This is a genomic window from Rhizobium sp. PEPV16 (genome assembly GCF_008919455.1).
Classification (GTDB): domain Bacteria; phylum Pseudomonadota; class Alphaproteobacteria; order Rhizobiales; family Rhizobiaceae; genus Rhizobium; species Rhizobium leguminosarum_Q.
Genome location: NZ_VSZV01000328.1, coordinates 22,119 through 38,338, shown reverse-complemented (window position 1 = coordinate 38,338; position 16,220 = coordinate 22,119). Strand labels below are relative to the sequence as shown.

Here is a 16,220-nt window from a genome sequence, read left to right as displayed (position 1 = left end):
CTAATCGATATCGTTGGAAACGGCGATGAGTTTGTCGAGGGCGAGCGCGGTCGCACCGCTATCCAGCGACTGCGTGGCCAGCGTCATGCCGTCGCGGATCGTTGCGACCTTGCCGGCGATGACGAGCGAGGCGGCGGCATTGGCGAGCGAGACATCGCGATAGGCATTCTTGGCGCCGCCGAGCACTTCGCGAAGGGCCGCGGCATTGGCGACACCGTCACCGCCCTTGATGTCGGCGAGCACGCAAGGGCTGACGCCGAAATCGGCGGGCGAAAGCTCGAAGGTACGGATCTTGCCGTCTTCGAGGGCCGCGACTTGTGTGATGCCGGTGGTGGTGATCTCGTCGAGGCCGTCGCCATGGACCACCCAGACGCATTCGGAGCCGAGATCGCGCATGACTTCGGCAAGCGGCACCAGCCATTGCGGCGAGAAGACGCCGAGCAGCTGGCGGCGGACGCCGGCCGGACTGGAGAGCGGCCCGAGCAGGTTGAAGATCGTCCGCGTGCCGAGCTCAACCCTTGAGGGGCCGACATGGCGCATGGCGGAATGATGCAGCTGCGCGAACATGAAGCCGACGCCGGCTTCGGCAATGCAGCGGGAGATGATCTCGGGACCGACGTCGAGCTTGACGCCGAGTGCCGCCAGGTTGTCGGCTGCGCCCGATTTCGAACTCAGCGCCCGGTTGCCGTGCTTGGCGACGGGAACACCGGCGCCGGCGACGATCAGCGCCGCCAGCGTCGAGATATTGTAGGTGCCGCTGGCATCGCCGCCGGTGCCGACGATGTCGATCGCATCGGCCGGCGCCTCGACGGTCAGCATTTTCGAGCGCATCGCGGTGACCGCGCCGACGATCTCATCGACGGTTTCGCCGCGCACGCGCAGCGCCATCAGGAAGCCGCCGATCTGCGAGGGCGTCGCCTGGCCCGACATCAGGATGTCGAAGGCGGCGCGGGCCTCGTCACGCGTCAGCGGCTCGCGGCTTGCGGCCTTGGCCAGGAACGGCTTCAGATCGGTCATAAAATCTCCTAGCGGACCGTCGCCTTTTCAGCGAGCGTCTGGTTGATCTGCGCCCCGTACTGCGTCTGCAGCAGGTTGACCATCTGATCGAGAATATCGTCGCCGGCGGCATTGGCCATGGCGGTGATCTGGGCATCGCGGTTGTTCAGCACGTCGCCGGTCGGCTGGGTGTTGACCTCGGTGACCTTCAGCAGGATCTGCGTCGAGGGATCGGCGCCGACAGCACTCGCGACGGTGTCGACCGGACCCGAGAAGGCGGCGGTGACGCCGGCGCGGCCGAGGACTGCATCATCGGTGGAGCGGGTGACACCGCTCTTGCTTTCGACGGCAATGCCGAGCGGCGTTGCGATATCGGCAAGGGCCGTGCCTTTCTTCGCCTCGGCCTTCAATGCATCGGCCTTCTTGGCGAGCTCGGCCTTCTGCTGCTCCGCCGTCCAGTCCTCGACGGCCTTTTCGCGCACTTCGGCAACCGGGCGGTCACGGTCCGGCGTGATTTCGCGGACGTTGAACCAGACATAGCCGTCATTGCCGATCGGCAGCGGCGGCGCATCGACGCCAACCTCGGTCTTGAAGGCTTCGCCGAGCAGCTGCTGCCTGGCTGGGATATCCTTGACCTCTTGGCCATCCTTGTCGGCGCCGGTCATATCGACGGCATCGACAGTCACGGCCTTGAGATTCAACTGGCCGGCAATATCCTCGAGCGTCGAACCGCCAGCGCGCAGGTCCTCGATGCGGTCGTGAACGTTGATCACTTCCTGGGAGGCGTTGGAGAGCGCCAGCTGCTTGCGGATATCCTCCTTCACCTCGTCGAAATTCTTCGCCGTCTCCGACTTGATGTTGGTGACGCGCAGGATGACGGCGCCGAAGGAGCCATCGACGACAGGCGTCGTGCCGCCATCGCGCGAAACCGCGAAGGCCGCATCGGCAACGGCCTGATCGGGGACCTTGTCCTTGGTGAACTCGCCGAGCAGCACATCGCTTGCCGTCTTGCCCTGGTCGGAGACCAGCTGGTCGAAGCTGGTGCCGCTCTTCAGCGCCGTTTCGGCGGCAGCGGCGAGATCCTTGCTAGCGAAGGTCAGCTGTTCGATGGTGCGGCTTTCGGGCGTGCGATAGGTATCCTTGCTCTTGTCGAAGGCTTCGTGGATCTGGTCGTCGGTGACGGTCGCGGCATCGGCAATATCGCCAGGCTGCAGCTTGAGATAGACGAGCTTGCGGTATTCGGGCGCCCGGTAGCGCTGCTTGACACCTTCGAACCACGTCGCCAGCACGTCGTCGGCCGGTGCCTTGATCGGCTCGATATTGGCATTGGTGAGCAGCAGGTATTCGATACTGCGGCTTTCGTCACCATAGAGCTTCAGGGCGTCGACCAGCGTCTTCGGTGCGGTGAAGCCGTTGGAGATGGCATCGACCACCTGGCTGCGGACAGCGACCTTGCTGCGCTCCTTGATGTAGTCGTCCTGGCGGATGCCGGCATTTTGCAGGCGCGAGATGAAGAGCTCGCGGTCGAATCTGCCATTGACGGCCTTGAAAGCCGGATCGTCAGCTATCAGCTGGGCGAGGCGATCTTCGGAAAGGCCGAGGTTCATGTCTTCGGCGAGCTGGTCGAGCGAGGCGCCGGCGACGAGCTGGGCGAGCACCTGCTGCTCGACGCCGAAGGCGCGGGCCTGCTCGGGGGTGAGGCGCGTGCCGAACTGCTGGCTGAGGCTTGCCACCTGGCGCTGATAGGCGAGGTGGAATTCGTTGACGTCCACATGCTGATCGCCGACGGTCACGACCGTGGTGCTGTTGCCGCCTGACAGCAGCTCATGCGACACGCCCCAGACGCCGAAGGACGCGACGAGCAGAAGCAGGAGCAGCTTGGCAACCCAGGTCTGAGCAGCTCTTCTCAGGATATGGAACATAGAAACGCAAACCTCGCAGTATCATTAACCCGCGCGCGGGCGGACATTCGACGTTCCTTAAAACAAAGCCGACAGGAAATGAAGGGTTTGTCGCGCGAAAAGCTGCACAAGGCGGCCGCTCAGCCGTGGCGGCTTTGCGGCGAACAAAAGATCGGTTGCGGCGGAACCTTTCGGGCCGCCATTTCGTTGAAGCGGCATCCCATGAAACAGGAGCAGACCATGGCAGAATTGAAAACCGCTTCCGCCGAATCCACCGCTGCGCGCGTCAAGGCTGATATTGCAGCAGACGATCTGTCGGCGCAGGTCGCAGCCCTTCGCAACGATCTCTCCCGGCTGACGGAAAGCGTGGTCGCGCTGGGGCAGGGGGCGAAGTCGGCGGTGACCGACGAGGCTTCGCTGATGACGGAACGGCTGCGCGACAAGGTACGCGAAGAACCGCTCGTGGCACTCGCCGTGACGGCAGGCATTGCCTACGTGTTCGGCCTGCTCAGCCGTCGCTGAACGGGAATTCGGGGTAAGGAAAAGCCGGACGCCATGAACGCCCGGCTTTTAATATTTCCGACCACCGGCAAGGCGCCTGAGGCCAGCTATCGCGACCCAGTCAGCGACGGATGACACGCCCGATCGCGATCAAGATGCAGGCACCGACGAACCCGGTGATCAGATAACCCAGCCAACCGGCGAGCGGCTGGATGTTCAACAGACCCAGGACCCAGTTGGCGACAATAGCGCCGATGATGCCGAGCAATATGTTCATGAGCAGGCTCATGCTGCTGCGCATGGCCTTTTCCGCCAGCCATCCGGCGACACCGCCGATAATGATGGCTGCAATCCAACCCACGCCTGCGTCTTCCATGGTTATCTCCCTCCTGGCAAAACGAGTCACAGAATGCACGAAATGAAAGGAAGTTCCACTCCCAGTTACTGAGATTGCTTGCGGGTTCAGCAACTTACGTGACTCACGGCTGCAGCAGGGTGACCGGAGAGTGCAGTGCGTGGGCGATAATCTGAAACAATAGGCCAGCAATGGCGAGCATGGCGAAGCCCAAAGGCATAATCAGGCTCTTGCTAAACATCTTTCCTCTCCCCTTTTGCGTAAAAAGCATAAGCGGAAGCGGACGGAGCGCAACAATATTGTTAACGGATAGTTAAGCTTGGCAATTAATTAAAATTAAGTACATCGAAGTGCGTAAAAATACTTGCGGATGTTGAAATTTTTGTTTTGCACTTTTCCCGTGTTGTTGACGGATCATCTACGATCTAGACCCTTCAGACCTTCCATTTTCCGCCTTGCTGTCGAGGCGGAAACTGATGTTGCCATCTCTCCGGATCGCAAACAATGATGCCGCGGAACGCGGTCAGCACCGGTTTCAGTGATCGCGCGCCTTAGGGCCAATCCGTTTGGCGCGGGGGAATCAGGTCCGGTGGACGATCAGCATGAAGACGAGGAAGGACGCTGTTGCGACCGTCGCGGCGAAGGCAATCTGGTAGTCCATGTTGTTAACCCCGGTTAGATGGCTCCCGTAAACGCCTGTGTCGTCACCGAGTTCCATGTCGCGCGTTGCGCGCTCATCGCCTGCGGATTGATTTTGGCGAAGAATGCGTCATCTTCCCTTGATCACCTTTTCATTCGGGGACAACAATTGATGCCAAGTGCTGCAATCGCCATCGCCTGTATCTGCCTGCTGACACTTTCCGGCTGCGGCAATACCGCATACGGGTTGAAGAAGGATGGCCAGGAAGCGAGCCACGCCATGGACAATGCGACACATCGGGTGCTTTCGGCCGGCGCCAAGAAGTGATGCAGGCGATGGAATAAAAAAGCCCGCCTGGGGTGAGGCGGGCTTAGGACTAACAGGGAGAATGGACGGATAGACTCCGCCTCAACTAATACAGCATTTTCTTAAGCGCATGACTTTACGTCATTCGACGTAACGGCGACCGGCAACGACCGATGCGGCCATGATTCGGAATCGAATCGGAGATATCCGGATCGAATCAGAAGTTGCCCCAGTTCTGAGCGCGGGCACGAGCGCGAATAATCCGGTATTCGCGACCGCCATAGAGCGAGCCGATTGTCAGCAGAAGCGTCAGAACGTCCCAGATGATATGCATGTTATCCTCTTAGGTTGGACGGCCCTGCCGTCGATCGGTGAAGATACAATAGCAATCTTTCGAACGTGCTTATATGACAAGAAATCGGGATGAGCGGGAAAGCCGGCAGGGCGCTTCCGCAGAAGAGAGGCGGCATTTCCGCCTTGGAGCAGAAAATTGAACAGATTCGATGGCGGCTTATGACGATTTTCTCCGTCCGCCACATCACGTCCTATCGTTACGTCAGGGACGTCGATTTCGGCGAGCATCGTTTGATGTTCCGGCCGCGCGACAGTTTCGACCAGCGGCTGATGGAGGCGTCGTTGACGATCTATCCTGAGGAAAGTCATGTGCGCTGGATCCATGATGTTTTCGGCAATTGCGTGGCGCTCGTCGATTTTTCGAGGCCGGCGTCCGAACTTCGTTTCGAAACCTGGATCACGCTCGATCATACGCCCCAGGTCGCCCTGGATCTCAAGGTCGACGACGCGGCCCTGACCTATCCATTCTCCTACGACAAGGACGAGATCGCCGATCTGACGCCGGCGATGCAGCGCCATTACCCCGACCCGAACGACGAGGTCGGACGCTGGGCGCGCCAGTTCGTCCGCCAGGGGCGTCCGACGGAGACCGGGCATCTTCTGATGACGCTCTGTTACGCCATCCGCGAAAGCTTCGTTTATGCGCGGCGCCATGAACATGGCACGCAGACGCCGGTGCAGACCCTGCAGCTTCGCTCCGGCACCTGCCGGGACTTTGCGCTTCTGATGATGGAGGCGGCACGCATCCTCGGCCTCGCGGCGCGGTTCGTCACGGGCTATGTCTATGTTCCCGACCGGGACGGTTCGACCGTGCTCGGCGGCGGTTCCACGCATGCATGGTGCCAGATCTATCTTCCAGGCGCCGGCTGGACGGAGTTCGATCCGACCAACGGCATCGTCGGCAACCGCGATCTCATTCGTGTCGCGGTTGCCCGCGATCCGCGCCAGGCAGTCCCGTTGAGCGGCAGCTATGATGGGGATGGGAAGGATTTCGACAGCATGACGGTGCAGGTCAACGTCACCACGAGGTAACTCCGAAGTCATCTTGGATGACTCCGAGCCGGCCGCGCAGCGACAGTTCCGCGGCCACGGAACCGGGTAGCGCGATCAACGTTCCATACTCACCTCCACCGATGCGGAGACGCGACAAGGAAGCGACAATGAAGATACGCGCCGGGTTTCATCTGGGCTATGAATGCACGCAGCCGACGCCGATGCTGCTCGTCCTCAATATCCATCCCTCCCGTCGCGCCGATCTTCTCAGCGATCAGACCCTGACATTCGACCGGCCGATCGAGGCCTGGGGCTATACCGATGTGTTCGGCAATGCCTGCAGCCGGATCGTCGCCCCGCCGGGGCTGACGACGATCTCCACGGAATTCGAGATCTACGACAGCGGCCAACCCGACATCGTTCCCGACGATGCCGTCCAGCACGCAATCAATGACCTGCCGGACGATGTGCTGGTCTTCCTGCTCGGCAGCCGCTATTGCGACACCGACAGGCTTGCAGATTTCGCCTGGGCCAGGTTCTCGTCGACGCCGCTCGGCTGGGCGCGTGTCCAGGCGATCTGCGATTTCGTCCATGACCACATCACCTTCGATTACCTGAAGGCCGACGTGCTCAGGACCGCGCATGGCGGCTTCACCGACAAGACGGGCGTCTGCCGTGACTTTGCCCATCTCGCCATCGCGCTTTGCCGATGCATGAATATCCCGGCACGATATTGCACCGGTTATCTCGGCGATATCGGCGTTCCGATCGATCCCAATCCGATGGATTTCAGCGCCTGGTTCGAGGTCTTTCTCGGCGGCCACTGGCATACGGTCGACGCCCGCCACAACACACCGCGCATCGGCCGGATCCTGATGGGAACCGGCCGCGACGCCACCGACGTCGCCATGTCGACAGCCTTCGGTCCGGCAACGCTCTCCCGCTTCGAGGTGATCACCGAGGAAGTGCCGCAGGAGGCGGTGAAAGCCGATTAATTGGGCAGGCCTTACGATGCATCGACAACCAGCATCGCGGGCGAGGCAGATCCTATGCCTTCTTCAAAAACTCGGTTTTCAGCACGAGGCCTTTGACCTGCTTGGTGCTGCACTCGATCTCGCCTGGATTGTCCGTCAGGCGAATGCCCTTGACCAGCGTTCCACGCTTCAGCGTCTCTGAGGTTCCCTTGACCTTGAGGTCCTTGATCAGCGTCACGGAATCGCCGTCGTGAAGCTGGCTTCCGTTGCTGTCCCTTACAATGATGTCGGTCATAATGTCCCCGCTTGGTGATCCCGGACGGGAAATCGTGGCGACGCAGGATAGTCAATACGAACGGATCAATCGGCCTGACCTCAGATCCTACACAGCCCTCAATCAGCTCGCGTGCAGGCGTCCCGAACGCAGCCGCGCAGCCAGCGATGCGCGGGATCGGCATCCATCCTGGGGTGCCAGAGCAATGACACCGTGATCTCAGGCGTCGGGACGGGGAGGGGAAAACTATGCATTCCCGCGCGCAAGGCTTCGGTGTGCCGTTCGGGCACGCTGGCGATCAGATCGGAGTTCCGGGCAAGTTGCAGCGCTGTGGAAAAACCGCTGACGATGGTGGCGATCTGTCGTTCCAGCCCGAGCGCGTTCAAGGCTTCATCGATCGGTCCCTTATCAAGCCCGCGCCGCGAGACGTAGATGTGCTGGCCGGCGGCATAAAGGGAGGGCGTCATCTCGCGCTCGCAAAGCGGATGCCCCAAGCGCACGACGCCGACGAAACGATCGCGGAACAAGGCCTGCGCCCGCACCTCCGGCCCGGTCGTCCCGCCGACGACGCCGGTTTCCAGATCGACGGTCCCATCGCGAAGCGGGGCGCTGTCCTTGTCCGGCTTCTGCATGAAGCGCAGCCGCACACCGGGCGCTTGCCGGCCGAGGCGGGCGATGAGATCAGGCCCGAAGCTCTCGGCAAAACCTTCGCTGGTGCGCAGCGTGAACGTCCGAACCAAGCGTTGAAGGTCAAGCGCCTCAGCAGGACGCAGGACCGCCTGCGCGTCCTCGACAATCCGGCCGACCCGCTCGCGCAGTTCGAGCGCGCGCGGCGTGGGGACGAGGCCGCGGCCGGCGCGCACCAGCAGCGGATCGCCCGTCGTTTCGCGCAATCGCGCCAAGGCCCGGCTCATTGCCGACGGGCTGAGCCGCAGCCTTTCCGCCGCACGCGCAACGCTGCCTTCGGCAAGCAGCACATCGAGGGTGACAAGAAGGTTGAGATCGGGCGTCGACATGCATCAAGTATAACACGCTTTCATCGTGATGTGGCGTCGGACGCATGAATTAAGTGCAAAGCATGCGCCTTCCGCCATATCAAGCAGAGAACTAGGTTTTCACCAGTTCCATTCGGGGAACTAAGAGAAAACGGAGTTCACGGGGTGAAATCGATCATTGCAGAGCGAAGCGAGGCCATCGCCGAACAGGCACCCTCCGTACGATGGGCGCTTGCCAGTCTTTCCCTCTCGATGTTGCTGCCGTCACTCGGCACCAGCATCGCAAATGTCGGCCTGCCGAGCCTGGCGCAGGCGTTCGATGCGGCCTTCCAGGACGTGCAGTGGATCGTTCTCGCCTATCTCCTTGCCATCACCACCCTGATCGTCAGCGTCGGACGGCTCGGCGACATCACCGGCCGCCGCCGGCTGCTGCTCATCGGCATCCTGCTCTTCACGCTGGCCTCGGTCCTCTGCGGCGTCGCGCCGACGTTATGGCTGATGATTGCCGCGCGCGCTGTGCAGGGCCTGGGTGCGGCCATCATGATGGCTCTGACCATGGCCTTTGTCGGTGAAACGGTGCCGAAGGAAAGAACCGGGAGCGCCATGGGGCTGCTCGGAACGATGTCAGCGATCGGCACCGCTCTTGGGCCCTCGCTCGGCGGCGTGCTGATCGCCGGGCCTGGCTGGCCGGCAATCTTTCTCGTCAACGTGCCGCTCGGCGTTCTGACCTTCTTTCTCGCCTATCGCCATCTGCCCGCCGATATCAGTAAGGGGAAGACGGATCGGAAGGGCTTCGACATGGCGGGCACACTGCTGTTTGCGCTGACGCTTTCGGCCTATGCGCTGGCGATGACGATCGGGCACGGTCGCTTTGGGCCGCTGAACATCGCTCTGCTCTCGGCCGCCGTCTTCGGCACCGGTTTGTTCGTCTTCGCCGAGGCGAGAGCGGCATCACCGCTGATCCAGTTGACGGTGTTCCGCAATCGCGTGCTCACCGCCAGCCTGGCGATGAACGCGCTGGTGTCGACTGTGATGATGGCGACGCTGGTGGTGGCGCCGTTCTACCTTTCCCATGCGCTCGGACTCAATCAAGCGCTCGTCGGTATCGTCATGTCGATCGGCCCCGTCATCTCCATCTTGAGCGGGGTCCCGGCCGGTCGCCTGGTCGACCGTCTGGACGCACCATTCGTCGTCGTCGCGGGGCTCCTCGCCATGGCGGCGGGCTCCGTCGCCATGGCCATGCTTCCCGGGATATCAGGCTACATCGCCGCCATTGCCATGCTGACACCCGGCTATCAGCTGTTTCAAGCGGCCAACAACACTGCCGTCATGGCGGACGTCCGACCGGACCAGCGGGGCGTCATCTCGGGCATGCTCAACCTGTCGCGCAATCTCGGGCTGATTACCGGCGCATCCGTGATGGGCGCCGTCTTCGCGTTCTCTTCGGGAACACCCGATATCACAGTGGCGCATCCCGAGGCCGTTGCCTCAGGCATGCGGACGACCTTCGCCGTCGCGGCAGCACTGGTTATCGCCGCGCTCGCCATCGCGGCCGGGTTTTATCGACGCCGAGCGCTCGGGGAGAGTTGAGTCCGGCACTGGTCGCCGCGCGAGCGAAGCTCAGACCAAGGTCCGATTCCATCTCGGACTTCGTGCCCATAGCAACTCTCGGTCAATGCGATAGGTTCTCGCGGCATGTGTGGAGATATTCGGAGTTTTACTGTGACTAAGATCATCGTTGCGGGGATGATACTGACGCCGGTTATCTTCTGGGGTTCTATTGGCGTCCTGATATACTTATACTTCTCGTGAGGGCTGCTCGGTGAATCCTCGACTTCGCCGAGTCCCTATTTCGAAACATTCTGCGCCGTGACGATGCCGGCCGATGGCGCCGAAGAGATTCCGAACTGCCGCCTGGCCGCCGACATATCGGGATCAGATCGCGTGGCCACGGAAGATCGCGACGGCCGCAGTGACCAGCGCGGCATTGTCGTTGGCAATCGTCCCATCCGGGAGGTGCTTGCCATCTTCCAGGCCGATACGGGTGGAGTAGCGCCGCTCGCGCGCCAACCTGACGAAGGGCCAGACGGTGTCGTCGAAACCGTGCAGAAGAATGGGCCGATTGACCCGGCTATCCCTGAGCACCTTGATAATGCCGTCCGCGATGCCGCATGCGCGCTGCAAATCCTGTTCGTCATCGAGCTCGATGAGCACGCGAAAGACCCGCTCATGATCATCGAGGCCGATGTAGCGCTCCGCATCGGCGACCGATGCCAGTCCGACTTCAATGCCGACACCCTTCTGCCGGAGCAGCTGCATGACACCGGGCGCATCGTCTTCCGACAGGTTCACCGAGGCATAATCCGGCAGAACGGACCAGCGGCGGATGGCCTCCCTCGTTTTCTCCCGATTGCCTTCGATCCAGGCGCCGGTGGATACGCCGATCAGCGTTCCCGGACAGACACGGCCGATCGCGCCGACAGTGTCGTCGACGGCGGCAAGGCTTTCCTTGCCATCGGCTCCGCGCGGATGGACGTGGAGCTCCGCAGCGCCGGCTGCGACCGAAGCCGTGGCATCACGCACCATGGCATCGATCGTCAGCGGAAGGAGGGGATGAAAATCGCTCGGCCGCGCGCCGTTGATGCAAGCTTGAACGATCATAAAACGAGCCTCGCGCTTGTTGAGCCGCTTAAGACGCCGGGCATACCAAATTGGAAACCTGAAGACTTAGGGGCGCTGCCGACAAAATCATTTCCCTTGTCGTTGGAGCCCCAATAATATCAAATCAGTCGAGATGGGCGACTGCTGCTCTCATGCAGGGTCAAGCTGCGCGCACGCCGACCAGAGGACGGCCACGTGATCTCGTGGCAGCGACGTGACGTCAATCTGCCGCCCGACCCCATTCTTAAGTTAATGGCAGTCGCGTCCTGTTGCTGCCTGTATATCATCTCATAGTCAACGCAAAGGAGGGGGCGTGAAACTCATCTATTGCCCTCAGGGAAGGCCAACCTTCTCGACGATTGCGATGACGGATGGATCTCGTGCAAATTTTCGGCATATGGCGGAAGAGGTGGGATTCGAACCCACGGTACGGTTTCCCGCACGCCGGTTTTCAAGACCGGTTCCTTAAACCACTCGGACACTCTTCCATCTGATTGAAAAGGTCGAGAAATCCACATTTTGTCGATTTCTGCGAACCGGTCGTTGCTACCGATTTGCGACCCAATCAGTCGATGGCTGGCGTTTTAGCAGCTTTGATAGCAGCGTCAACGTGCCCTGCAGCATTTGCCCGCCTCCTTGGCATGACGTAGAACAAATTCGAGCGTGAGCTGAGGAGGCCCGTTCCGCTCATTGGAAATGACTGGCGTTCTCCCCGGCTTGAGCGTTTACTGTGTTGTTCTGGCGGAGGAAACAAACCATGGCAATGTATCTCACGCGCTTCAGCTACACGCCCGAGACCTGGGCGCGGATGATCGAAAACCCCGAGGATCGCCGAGAGGCGGCACGCAGTTACATTGAATCTGTGGGCGGAAAGCTCCATGGCTTCTGGTACGCCTTCGGCGAGCATGATGGTTGGAATCTGTGGGAGGCGCCTGACAACGTATCGATGGCGGCTGTCGCACTTGCGATCGGCGCAGGAGGCGCGCTCAGCTCTATGGAGACCACCGTCCTCCTCAGCGTCGAGGATACGATCGCGGCCTTGGAAAAGGCGAAGTCGGTTCGGTACCGTCCACCGGCAGGGTAGGTGCGGCACACCACTTCCGATCATGTCGGAGATGAGCGCTTCGCGCGCATCTTTCCGTGAATTGCGGCGGAGGCAACCAGGTGTCCCTATTGGGGCAGCACAGCCGTTTGTAGCCGACGAAGCCGTCTATCTCCGATTTGAATCCCTCAGCCAGTGAAATCAGCGGCTCGCTGTTGCATTATGAGCGGACAATACATCGGAAGCCTAGATGGCAAGTTGCTGTATCGACGGGTTGCGCCATGCGTGCGGCCGGCCGGTAACGGCGGCAATAATTGGGCGCGCAAAGATGTGAGCCGCCCTTCATGACTTTGCGTGGAATGCTGATCTGCGGTTGGCGCGGATCATAGCTGTTGGAGAGTTCAGCGCCGACAGGATTCGAGATCGTGCAGCACGGGCTGTCGATCATGCCATGCTCTTGATACCAGTCGGTCGTCCATTCCCAGACATTGCCGGCCATATCGAACAAACCGTAGCCGTTGGCCGGAAATCTCCCCACGGGAGATGTGCCCTCGAAACCGTCCTCCCGACTGTTTTGGACGGGAAACTCGCCCTGCCAGGTGTTGGCCATATGCCGACCGCCGGGCAACATTTCCTCTCCCCATACGTAGTCCGCCGCCTCAAGCCCCCCGCGTGCGGCAAACTCCCATTCTGCTTCGGTTGGCAGTTCCTTGCCGGCCCAGGCCGCATAGGCTTGTGCGTCGTCGAAGGTGACATGGACGACCGGGTGCTCCAATAAGCCCTTGATCGTGCTTGCCGGCCCTCGCGGATGCCGCCAGTTTGCTCCGCGCACATATTTCCACCAGTCGTAGTGGTTCGTCAGATCAACGGGCGATTTTGGCTTGATGAAAACGACTGATGATGGTGCCAGCATCTCCATGATGGCACCCGGATAGTCAGCCGGGTTGGCCGGCCGCTCCGCCGTGGTGACATAGCCGGTCGCCTCGACAAAGGCGGAAAAATCCCGGTTCGTCACCGGGCATGTGTCCACCCAGAACCCATCGACACGAACCCTGTGCGCCGGGGCTTCCTCCCGATAGTGGCGATCCGAGCCCATCAGGAAATCGCCGCCGGGGATCCATAACATACGACCGCTCGCACGCGCTTTCACAATCGGTGGTTCCAACATGGCTTCGCCTTGCATTCGACCTTCACTGATCATTTATTCGCAAAGACCTTCACGCAATTGACCCCGGCTGGTTGCCGTCATCAACGTCTGGAAGAGAACTCGTCTTTGCCGGCCTTCGCCCGCAATTACTGCACCTCGCGATGTGCGAAAAACAGACTCCAAAGCCTTCCTTTGCCGAGTGCCACTCCCAATTCCCTCGATGCCAGGTAAGGGATCAAGATCAACAGCATGATTGCGCTCATGGCCAGGAGCTCGGGCAGCCGACTGGCTATATCGCCGATCACAACCGAGAGTGCCCGGCCATGAAGGAACCCAACGACGCACTCTTCAGCAAGCGACATGACGAGGATCAGCGACAGATAGAGTGCCCCTTGTAGGCCACGACGCCGACGAGTCTCGAACTGCCGGACCGCTCTCCGAGGCCGATCGTATGACCGAGCAGGATGAACTTTCCGAGAATGAGAGCCTTGATCGCGGGTATGCCGAACACAAGAAATTCCACACCCTGACTACCGAGGACGGCCATTTTGTAGAGGAGGATTGCCGCGAAGCAGACATAGAGATAGGCGCAGAGGAAGGCGTACTCCTTTATCTCGTGCTTGGCTCGCTGGAGGATAGTCGTCGCTTGTCCGTTCTCATTCGCATTCATCGATCTTTTTCCGATCATAGTCGGGATGCCGCCGAACATTAACGGCGCCATCCTGGCCTTCGTCAACGTCTGATCACTGTCCGCCACCCCGCTGGAGTTTCTCAAGCACATGGTCCATCGAGAAGCTGCCCGGCGACTGGCGGGGCGGATATTTTACATAGGTTTGAAGATGTTTGGCCACGTATGCCTGGGCCGGAACCAGCGCGAAGGCATGTTCTACGCGCCATCTTGTATAGTCTCCCGCTGCATGCTGGGCAATTTCGAACGGATCGGCGCGCAGATCAATTAATTTCGGAAATCGCAGTGTGATCAGAGGATCCTGCCACACGTCCAACCCTTCTGCTCGTTGTTCCATGAACACCAGCTTCCAGCGGTCGTAGCGCAATCCTGCCAGGCTTCCGTCATCAGTCCAGTAAAAATACTCCTTGCGCGCGCCAGGCCCTGTGCCGTCAAGCAGTTTGCGTTGATTGTAGCCGTCAAGATGCACGTTGAATGTCTTGCCGGCCGCTTCATAGCCGGTCAGAAGCTTGGCTGCGATGTCAGGCTCGCCGGCTGCCGCAACCAAGGTCGGCAGCCAATCCTCGTGGGAAACAATCTCGTTGATCTCGGTTCCCGGTTTGACAACGCCCGGCCAGCGCACCATCCCAGGCACGCGGTAACCACCTTCCCAATTGGTATTCTTTTCGCCATGAAACGGCGTTGTGCCGCCATCAGGCCAGGAAAACACCTCCGCACCGTTATCGGTCGTCCAGACAACGATGGTGTTTTCGGCGATGCCAAGTTCGTCGAGCTGGTCGAGCAGCTGGCCAACCATACCGTCGAATTCAGCCATGCCGTCGGCAACGATCCCCAGGCCCGTTTTGCCTTTCGACTCCGCTTTAAGATGCGTATAGATATGCATCCGGGTCGAGTTGAACCAGCAAAAGAACGGCTTTTCGGCTTTGGCGCTGCGGTCGATGAAGTCCTTGGCAGCGCCGAGAAATTCCTCGTCAGCCGTTTCCATGCGTTTTCTGGTGAGCGGCCCCGTATCCTCAATCGTCTGCTTGCCTACTCTTCCGAAACGCGGATCCTCGGTCGGATCGTCTGTCTCGCTCGCTTTGCATTTCAACACGCCACGCGGTCCGAATTTTGCGAGAAACTGTGGATCCTTCGGGTAATCAGGGTTCTCCGGTTCTTCTTCGGCATTGAGGTGATAGAGGTTGCCGAAGAACTCATCGAAGCCGTGGACGGTCGGCAAAAATTCGTTGCGATCACCGAGATGATTCTTGCCGAATTGGCCGGTCACGTATCCTTGTGGCTTGAGCAATTCGGCGATCGTCGGATCCTTCTCAGACAGACCCTCCTTGGCTCCGGGAAGCCCGACTTTGAGCAGCCCCGTGCGAAAACAGCTCTGGCCAGTAATGAAGGCCGCTCGCCCCGCCGTGCAGGATTGCTGCGCGTAGAGATCGGTGAAGATCGCACCTTCGTCGGCGATACGGTCAATATTTGGCGTCTGGTATCCCATCTGCCCGCGATTGTAAGCGCTGGTGTTCCACCAGCCGATGTCATCGCCGAAGATCACAAGAATATTCGGCTTCTTTGCTCCTGCCTGGGCAAGCGCCGGAATGCTGGCGACCGGACAGAATGCCGCTAATGCGATTGCCGAGCCGCCGCCCAGCAGGATTTGGCGCCGGGTACTATTGAGTTCCGTCTTTCCCGTTTTATCGCTCATCTCATGCCTCCCTAACTGTCACAGAGATTTTGGCGTCAGAAAGCAACCTAACGCATTCGAATATCCGCGCTATTGCACTTAGGGGCAGTTGCCTTGGCCATGGATATCGTTCGAGGATAATCAGACGCCGGAGGCTGAGCTTGCTGCGCCTGCGTTATGAGCACGATGAAACTAAGTTCCTGGTCCAAAACGGAAGTTTAACGGGGAATTGTCCAACGCAGATCTGCCCCACGCGGCTGCTACTGGAATGCCACGCGCATCTCCCGCGCAGATTATGCGCATTTCGACCGGGGTCACCGCCGTAAGCAAAACCGCTGGCCTCTCAATGGTAGAAGCTCAGCTGGCACTGCAATGATGAGGTGGCCTACAACCGGAGACTTAAGAAACCTGGCTTCCGTCAGATCCAAGGCCCTTCGGGCCGTTGAGCTGGTTCATATCCTCGCCGAGGGATCGAACCGCCTCCATCGTCACGGCGAGGGCCGACATCAGGATTGCGATGTCGTTGTCTTTATCCGGCTGGGAAAGCGCGCGAGATCGAGCGTGCAACTGCTGGCTGATCGTATCGAGCCGCGACAGGGTTTCATGCTTCATGGTGATCCTCCAAAGGTCTAAACCTTCAAAGCCCGCGGCGGACAATTCGTTCCCATACTGAAGGAAGAGCCGCACCGCTGCGGCATATCAAATACGCGCCGGCCGTGTT

16 protein-coding genes, 1 tRNA gene and 1 pseudogene are annotated in these 16,220 nt (G+C 60.2%); 6 read left to right on the top strand and 12 right to left on the bottom strand.

What is annotated here, in order from left to right; genetic code table 11:
• Both trpD and FY112_RS22450 read right to left on the bottom strand, forming a co-directional pair.
• Nucleotides 1-1,017 carry an anthranilate phosphoribosyltransferase gene (gene trpD, locus FY112_RS22455; protein WP_151519315.1) on the bottom strand — a complete coding sequence of 339 codons (1,017 nt, stop codon included), beginning with the start codon at nt 1,015-1,017 and terminating at the stop codon, nt 1-3.
• A gap of 8 nt (nt 1,018-1,025) precedes the next feature.
• Nucleotides 1,026-2,918 carry a peptidylprolyl isomerase gene (locus FY112_RS22450; RefSeq protein ID WP_151519314.1) on the bottom strand — a complete coding sequence of 631 codons (1,893 nt, stop codon included), beginning with the start codon at nt 2,916-2,918 and terminating at the stop codon, nt 1,026-1,028.
• A gap of 219 nt (nt 2,919-3,137) precedes the next feature.
• Between FY112_RS22450 and FY112_RS22445 the strand changes: the two genes are divergently transcribed.
• On the top strand, nt 3,138-3,419 hold the full coding sequence (locus tag FY112_RS22445; RefSeq protein ID WP_025394620.1) for a hypothetical protein: 282 nt from the start codon (nt 3,138-3,140) through the stop codon (nt 3,417-3,419).
• A gap of 100 nt (nt 3,420-3,519) precedes the next feature.
• Here FY112_RS22445 and FY112_RS22440 read toward each other — a convergent pair whose 3' ends face one another.
• Nucleotides 3,520-3,774: a GlsB/YeaQ/YmgE family stress response membrane protein gene (locus tag FY112_RS22440; protein WP_017960528.1), complete on the bottom strand. Its 255-nt coding sequence runs from the start codon at nt 3,772-3,774 to the stop codon at nt 3,520-3,522.
• A 559-nt stretch (nt 3,775-4,333) separates the two neighbouring features.
• Nucleotides 4,334-4,471 (bottom strand): hypothetical protein, encoded by a 138-nt coding sequence (locus FY112_RS36895; RefSeq protein ID WP_017960526.1) that lies wholly within the window; start codon nt 4,469-4,471, stop codon nt 4,334-4,336.
• 93 nt (nt 4,472-4,564) lie between these two features.
• Between FY112_RS36895 and FY112_RS22435 the strand changes: the two genes are divergently transcribed.
• The 3 genes from FY112_RS22435 to FY112_RS22425 all read left to right on the top strand — a co-directional run bounded on the left by FY112_RS22435 (nt 4,565) and on the right by FY112_RS22425 (nt 7,041).
• Nucleotides 4,565-4,720 carry an entericidin gene (locus tag FY112_RS22435; protein WP_131629926.1) on the top strand — a complete coding sequence of 52 codons (156 nt, stop codon included), beginning with the start codon at nt 4,565-4,567 and terminating at the stop codon, nt 4,718-4,720.
• Between the two features lie 492 nt (nt 4,721-5,212).
• On the top strand, nt 5,213-6,085 hold the full coding sequence (locus FY112_RS22430; protein WP_064648131.1) for a transglutaminase family protein: 873 nt from the start codon (nt 5,213-5,215) through the stop codon (nt 6,083-6,085).
• Nucleotides 6,086-6,213: 128 nt separating this feature from the next.
• Complete coding sequence (locus FY112_RS22425; RefSeq protein ID WP_151519313.1) at nt 6,214-7,041, top strand: transglutaminase family protein; 828 nt, start codon at nt 6,214-6,216, stop codon at nt 7,039-7,041.
• 52 nt (nt 7,042-7,093) lie between these two features.
• Here FY112_RS22425 and FY112_RS22420 read toward each other — a convergent pair whose 3' ends face one another.
• Nucleotides 7,094-7,315: an alkylphosphonate utilization protein gene (locus tag FY112_RS22420; RefSeq protein WP_017960522.1), complete on the bottom strand. Its 222-nt coding sequence runs from the start codon at nt 7,313-7,315 to the stop codon at nt 7,094-7,096.
• 98 nt (nt 7,316-7,413) lie between these two features.
• Nucleotides 7,414-8,310: a LysR family transcriptional regulator gene (locus FY112_RS22415; RefSeq protein WP_151519312.1), complete on the bottom strand. Its 897-nt coding sequence runs from the start codon at nt 8,308-8,310 to the stop codon at nt 7,414-7,416.
• Nucleotides 8,311-8,454: 144 nt separating this feature from the next.
• On the opposite strand from FY112_RS22415, the gene FY112_RS22410 reads away from it, so the two are divergent.
• Complete coding sequence (locus FY112_RS22410; RefSeq protein WP_151519311.1) at nt 8,455-9,879, top strand: MFS transporter; 1,425 nt, start codon at nt 8,455-8,457, stop codon at nt 9,877-9,879.
• A 345-nt stretch (nt 9,880-10,224) separates the two neighbouring features.
• Here the strand turns inward: FY112_RS22410 and FY112_RS22405 are convergent, their stop codons facing one another.
• Both FY112_RS22405 and FY112_RS22400 read right to left on the bottom strand, forming a co-directional pair.
• Nucleotides 10,225-10,950, bottom strand: coding sequence for a 3-keto-5-aminohexanoate cleavage protein (locus FY112_RS22405; RefSeq protein ID WP_131718505.1), 726 nt, complete (start codon nt 10,948-10,950; stop codon nt 10,225-10,227).
• 398 nt (nt 10,951-11,348) lie between these two features.
• Nucleotides 11,349-11,438, bottom strand: a tRNA-Ser gene (locus tag FY112_RS22400).
• Between the two features lie 269 nt (nt 11,439-11,707).
• On the opposite strand from FY112_RS22400, the gene FY112_RS22395 reads away from it, so the two are divergent.
• On the top strand, nt 11,708-12,034 hold the full coding sequence (locus FY112_RS22395) for a GYD domain-containing protein (RefSeq protein WP_017960518.1): 327 nt from the start codon (nt 11,708-11,710) through the stop codon (nt 12,032-12,034).
• 178 nt (nt 12,035-12,212) lie between these two features.
• Here FY112_RS22395 and FY112_RS22390 read toward each other — a convergent pair whose 3' ends face one another.
• The 4 genes and pseudogenes from FY112_RS22390 to FY112_RS22375 all read right to left on the bottom strand — a co-directional run bounded on the left by FY112_RS22390 (nt 12,213) and on the right by FY112_RS22375 (nt 16,111).
• Nucleotides 12,213-13,175 (bottom strand): formylglycine-generating enzyme family protein, encoded by a 963-nt coding sequence (locus FY112_RS22390; protein WP_151519310.1) that lies wholly within the window; start codon nt 13,173-13,175, stop codon nt 12,213-12,215.
• Between the two features lie 110 nt (nt 13,176-13,285).
• A pseudogene (locus tag FY112_RS37975) lies at nt 13,286-13,809 on the bottom strand (hypothetical protein).
• 73 nt (nt 13,810-13,882) lie between these two features.
• Nucleotides 13,883-15,520 (bottom strand): arylsulfatase, encoded by a 1,638-nt coding sequence (locus tag FY112_RS22380; protein WP_151519309.1) that lies wholly within the window; start codon nt 15,518-15,520, stop codon nt 13,883-13,885.
• Between the two features lie 378 nt (nt 15,521-15,898).
• Nucleotides 15,899-16,111, bottom strand: a complete 213-nt coding sequence (locus FY112_RS22375; protein WP_131718503.1) for a hypothetical protein — start codon at nt 16,109-16,111, stop codon at nt 15,899-15,901.
• Between the last annotated feature and the right edge of the window lie 109 nt (nt 16,112-16,220).